Origin of the sequence: Nostoc sp. 106C (assembly GCF_002154725.1) — a bacterium.
Taxonomy (GTDB): domain Bacteria; phylum Cyanobacteriota; class Cyanobacteriia; order Cyanobacteriales; family Nostocaceae; genus Aulosira.
Window position 1 is genome coordinate 1 of sequence record NZ_MTAW01000091.1, and the last position, 5,633, is coordinate 5,633.

5 protein-coding genes and 2 pseudogenes are annotated in these 5,633 nt (G+C 41.8%); 3 read left to right on the forward strand and 4 right to left on the reverse strand.

What is annotated here, in order from left to right:
- Nucleotides 1-218: 218 nt before the first annotated feature.
- The 4 genes and pseudogenes from BV375_RS38095 to BV375_RS11120 form a co-directional block, all read right to left on the reverse strand.
- Nucleotides 219-422, reverse strand: a pseudogene (locus BV375_RS38095) (AAA family ATPase); the annotation flags it as partial.
- Between the two features lie 196 nt (nt 423-618).
- Nucleotides 619-966, reverse strand: a pseudogene (locus BV375_RS11110) (AAA family ATPase); the annotation flags it as partial.
- A gap of 27 nt (nt 967-993) precedes the next feature.
- Entirely contained in the window at nt 994-2,283 is a 1,290-nt protein-coding gene (locus BV375_RS11115) for a glucose-1-phosphate adenylyltransferase (RefSeq protein ID WP_086760359.1), read from the reverse strand.
- Nucleotides 2,284-2,723: 440 nt separating this feature from the next.
- Nucleotides 2,724-3,023 (reverse strand): hypothetical protein, encoded by a 300-nt coding sequence (locus tag BV375_RS11120; protein ID WP_086760361.1) that lies wholly within the window; start codon nt 3,021-3,023, stop codon nt 2,724-2,726.
- Nucleotides 3,024-3,222: 199 nt separating this feature from the next.
- On the opposite strand from BV375_RS11120, the gene BV375_RS11125 reads away from it, so the two are divergent.
- From BV375_RS11125 to BV375_RS11135, 3 genes are all read left to right on the forward strand, one after another.
- Nucleotides 3,223-4,098: a sugar kinase gene (locus tag BV375_RS11125; protein WP_086760363.1), complete on the forward strand. Its 876-nt coding sequence runs from the start codon at nt 3,223-3,225 to the stop codon at nt 4,096-4,098.
- A gap of 28 nt (nt 4,099-4,126) precedes the next feature.
- Complete coding sequence (locus BV375_RS11130) at nt 4,127-4,990, forward strand: 3'(2'),5'-bisphosphate nucleotidase CysQ (RefSeq protein ID WP_086760365.1); 864 nt, start codon at nt 4,127-4,129, stop codon at nt 4,988-4,990.
- 443 nt (nt 4,991-5,433) lie between these two features.
- Nucleotides 5,434-5,631 carry a DUF2281 domain-containing protein gene (locus BV375_RS11135; protein ID WP_086760367.1) on the forward strand — a complete coding sequence of 66 codons (198 nt, stop codon included), beginning with the start codon at nt 5,434-5,436 and terminating at the stop codon, nt 5,629-5,631.
- The last annotated feature ends 2 nt before the right edge of the window (nt 5,632-5,633 follow it).

Below are 5,633 nucleotides of genomic sequence, written 5' to 3' on the forward strand. Positions count from 1 at the left end.
CAAAGCCAGTACTCTCCGAGAAGCCGCCCGGAGGGCGTCTACGTTCAAGTCGGGAGACCCTTTCGGCAGTTCCTCCTGGGGGAACCCCCAAGATCGGACGCCTCACCACATGACTGGCTCGACTTTGCGCTTTTTCTAAGATATGAGATTTGTGATTTGCCAGGTATAATACCGAGCAATATAGATTCTGATTTTAAATTAACAAACATCATAGAAAATCATGTGGGGTTCTCGCTCGCATGATGAGCGCAATTTCCGTACTTCCGCAATTGGGAAAAGCGAATTAGGCGGGTATCCCGGAGTTGACAATGCATTCTCAAGATGATTTCTTCAGGAACCCGGCGATCGCGTTTTTGATTGCGTGCCAAACACAGCCACAATGGAGTATCTGCTCAAATCCCAATTATTTCCTTAAAGCCCAATACAGTTCAGTTAAGAAAATTCATTGACAACAAAGTTCACAAATAATTACTAAACAAAAAACCGAACAATTATTTTGGAGGGGGCTTGGGGGACGCAACCGTCCCCCAATCGGGGGTTTGGGGGATTCTCCCCCAAATCTTGGTTTTTGTTCGACAGATGAGAACTCTAATCACCTTAACTAAACCGTATTGCCTTAAAGCCCATATTGCGGGCTAGGGTAATGATTTCACGGCGATGGCGGCGCTGGGCGTTAGTAGCGTCGTAAATCGTTGTTTTTTCTAGGATAGTAGCCTGCTGTAGTTGCTGTTGAATTTCCCGCCAAATGTGCAGCCACGGTCCTTGAGTGCCTTTATTCTCAAACAGAAGCCCCCGAATCGCATCTGTAGAAATCAGCTGCATCTGGGGGCATTTTGCTAGCAATTTTTTTGCCCAGATTGATTTACCACTACCAGGAAGACCAATTAGTAAAAAAAATGCTGAGTTTTTAGTAGCTAGTGCTGAGTCGGGAATTAAGAGTGAAGAATGATTAGAAGTTTTGATCATAAACTCAAAACTCAGCACTCAGCACTGTTAAATGATTGTCCCATCGGGAATAACAGCATTTTTTAACACGACCACAATGCCACTGCGGATATAGAAGCCCTGATTTTCGCGATCGGCTTCTTGCACATTGTCTTTATTGATAATTTTGACATCTCGACCGATGCGGGCATTTTTATCAATAATCGCACGGCGAATAATGGTATCTGCACAAATGCCTACAGAAACTTCATCTGTGAACAAGTTACATTGCCGTTCTACAGCAGCTTGGTAATAGTCGGCACCCATAATTAGGGATTCTTCGATGATGCTCCCAGATTCAATGCGCGATCGCACTCCCAACACTGAGTGTTCAATACGGCAATTTTTCAGAATACAGCCTTCACCGATGATTGATTGGGTGATATTACAATCTAACAGCTTTGTGGGAGGCAAGTAACGAGCGCGGGTATAAATTGGTGCTTCTTCATCATAAAAGCTAAAAGGCGGTTGGGGTTGCTGAGTCAGCGCTAAGTTGGCATTATAAAACGCTTCGATGGTTCCAATATCTTCCCAGTAACCATCAAATAAGTAGGCTTGAACGTTGTGGTCTTTAGCAGCATCAGGAATGATTTCTTTCCCAAAATCCGTACTTTCTAAAGATTCTCGTAATAACTTGATCAAAACATCTTTTTTAAAGACATAAATTCCCATCGAAGCGATGTAGGGTTGGAGTTGAGCTTGTTCTTTGCTCAATCCGAGTATGGTGGTATCCACCTGCATTTGCGCTAAAGCTTCACCTTTGGGTTTTTCGCTAAAATCAATAACTCTACCCGAGTCATCAATTTTCATCAAGCCAAAATCGGAGGCGCGGCGATCGTCGATGGGAATAACTGAGAGAGTAATATCTGCACCTGTTTCTCTATGGCGTTGGATAAACTCGCGGTAATCCATCCGATAAAGGTGATCCCCTGAGAGGATCAAATATTCCTCTGCATCCCATTCTTCCAACAACCAGATGTACTGACGCACAGCATCAGCTGTACCTTGGAACCAGTTGGGGTTTTCTGGTGTTTGCTGTGCTGCCAAGACTTCAACAAAGCCTTCGCTGAAGCCACTAAAATTGTAGGCACGAGCAATGTGGCGATTCAGAGACGCTGAGTTGAATTGTGTCAGGACGTAGATTTTAAATATTTCAGAATTTATGCAGTTGCTGACAGGGATATCGATTAAGCGGTACTTTCCTGCAACTGGTACGGCTGGTTTCGCCCGTAGTTTAGTTAGCGGGTAAAGGCGAGTACCTGCACCACCACCGAGAATAATTGCTAAAACTTTTTTCACAAAATGTCTCCCGACTGCCTTTCAACTCTCACCTTCAGTTTAGGACTGTATGTGGCAGCTGATAAGGGGGGATCGCAGATTCTGCTTAGTGAATTTTACAGAATGCTCTCGGTAATCAATGTCGCTGCCAATAACTATATCCTTAAGAATTGTGTATTATTAAGCACTCAATAAATTGAAGCGATCGTTACACCAGTTTGACAACTAAGCAATCTATAAACATAAAATCTCAGCTTATTTTAACAAAGCAGTATTTTGTAGGCAGTAGCAAATACTGTGAACAAGGTTCTACAAACAACAGGCGCATACTTATAATATTAGGAATAATTGTCAAAGTCTGTTCACAATTTTTTTGCTTGCTGGCTGTCAACCCTCGCTGACAGTTTTAGTTAAAGGAATTTGAGATTGTGGTTACACAAGAGATGCGATCACCAAATCTATTAAACGCTCAATCTCCTAGAATTTAACCTTGCATTAACTAAATGCAATTTCTGCGATAACTTGAGATATTGCACCCAAGGTTGCTCAGATAACTGGGTAATGGCATTTGCGGAAAGGGTTGCCGTAAAAACATCTTTTCCAGCAGTGACGCCACTGACACCTAAATTTTCTAGAACAGCAGTTGCAGTCAATTCTAAAACAGGTTCAGTATGGATAAAAACTGCCAAACTCGGTGTTTCTGGGTCATGCACTTCCTTGAGTGCTGTCACCAGGGCTGCGTCTAGCTTCTGATAATTCATAAGCAATTCCTTGGAGATCGGGGCAGGTATTTTCAATCCACCCTATCACCAAGCTATCAAATTTATCGATCTTGATTACCTATCTTGGTACAGACCTAATTTACAGGTTTCTACGTCTAATTACAGATTTAACGCCTAAAACCTCATTAGCTATCAAAAATTAGTAGAGGTTGATCGCGAATGAACAAAACAAACACAAATGACTAATCAAAAATTCTATCACGGTTTATTTGTGGGTTTAGTAACCTTGGATTTTATTTATCTGGCTGAGTCTGCCCCACAGAATAATCAGAAGATAGTGGCAAGTGACTATACTGTAGCCGCAGGTGGCCCGGCGACAAATGCGGCTGTCACCTTCAGTTATTTAGGAAACCAAACCACAGTATTGGGTGTACTGGGTTCGCACCCAATGACGCAACTAGTTAGCACAGATTTAGCAAGTTACAAAGTAGCGATCGCAGATCTTGACCCTAGCACTACTGCCGCCATACCAGTCTCTTCGATCATTGTCACCCAATCTACAGGTGAACGGGCTGTAGTTTCCATCAATGCAGTCAAAACTCAAGCAAGTATTTCATCTCTGCCACCAGATATTTTGCAAAATATTGATATAGTGCTGATTGATGGGCATCAAATGGAAGTTGGAATTGCGATCGCCCAAATCGCTAAAGCTCAGAATATCGCAATTGCAATTGATGGTGGCAGTTGGAAGCCTGGTTTTGATCAACTCTTACCTTTTGTGGATTACGCTATTTGTTCTAGTAATTTTTATCCCCCCAACTGTCACACAGCAGCAGAAGTTTTTGCTTATCTCAGTTCTTTGGCAATTCCTCACATCGCCATCACTCATGGAGAACAGCCAATTGAATACTTAAGTTGTGGTAATACTGGTATCTTAGATGTGCCGCGCATTTCAGCAGTTGATACACTGGGGGCTGGAGATATTTTTCATGGTGCTTTCTGCCATTACATCTTACAAGAAAGTTTTACGGATGCGCTGGCTCAGGCAGCTAAGGTAGCCGCTAAAGCTTGCCAATTTTTCGGCACTCGCCATTGGATGGATGCACAGCAGTGATTAGATAAACTCACAGAAGGCTGAATCAATGAAAGATTTACAAGAAATATTAGCGATCGCCCGTCAGGTAGGATGGCAAGCAGCAGATATACTCCGGTCTTATTACCACGGTACTGTTAAAGACTCTAATCTCGAAGTGCAATATAAACAAAATGAGCCTGTTACCGTTGCAGATATAACTGTTAGCCAATACATTTTAGATTGCTTACAAGCGGCTTTGGGTACTGAAGATTTCAGCTATATCAGCGAAGAAACCTATAAATCACAACTGAATCACAATAACTCTACCTGGGTATGGATCATCGATCCTTTAGATGGCACGCGAGACTTTATTGATAAAACTGGGGACTATGCAATTCACATCGCCTTAATCAAAGAAACCCGCCCAGTACTTGCAGTTGTAGCAGTACCAGAGGCAGAAAAGTTGTATTATGCTACCAAAGGCAGAGGTACATTTGTAGAAACTCGTAATGCTTCTGTTCCCTTACAGTTGTCGTCAGATTTAAGCAAAAAGCGCCTTGAGGATTTAACTCTAGTAGTTAGTCGCTCTCACCGCAATCAAAGATTAAATTACCTGCTGCAAAATTTACCTTGTAAGAATCAAAAAGCGATTGGTAGTGTAGGTTGCAAAGTTGCAGCTATTGTTGAGCAACAAGCAGATGTTTATATTTCTTTGTCTGGTAAATCTGCTCCTAAAGATTGGGATATAGCAGCACCAGAGTTAATTTTGACAGAAGCTGGTGGTAAGTTCACACACTTTGATGGCTCACCCTTGCAGTACAACACCGATGATATCAATCAGTGGGGTGGATTGCTTGCTAGTAATGGTCAGTATCACGAAATACTGTGTAAACAAGCGGAAAGTATTTTAGCCCAATTCCTTAATAGCTAAAGAGTTGCAGAAGTAACGCCCTATCATATCGCAATTTAGGAACTGCAAAATAATGAGAATTCTTTCTCTGACGTGGGGTAGTTAACTCTCAAAGAAAGCTTGCTGTAGCGCTTGAACTTGTTCTGGGGTTAAAAAGTTCCTAGCTTGTGGTGGCATAGTTGCTTTTAAGTAGCTTTACCTTTTTATTATGCAACTTAAGTGCCGATTAGCTTACTGATAAATAGTGAGAATTTAATCCTATTTCTGAGTATGGTAAGTTAACTCTTATTTATTCAAAGTCGGTCGCAGGTTAGTAAGCAGTAAGCTGATATGCATAATGCACTCTATAGGAAGAAAGCGATCGCACTCTTGTAATTTTTGCAAAGCGATACAATGGCATTGTCAGTCGGTGCCATGTCTACGACAAGCCCCTTTGCGTCTGCGCATAATCATAGGGAAATATTATGAATATTGAACAAGCTGTGTTACAAAAATTGCGGCAGCTACCTATAGATAAGCAACAAGAATTATTGGATTTTGCAGAATTTCTGTACCAAAAAACAACTACAAAATCTGCTTTACTCAGTGTTAGAGGGTTATGTACTGATTTAAGAGGATGTTTTAAAAGTCAAAACCAGTCAAAAATTATGCCAGTCGTCTGACC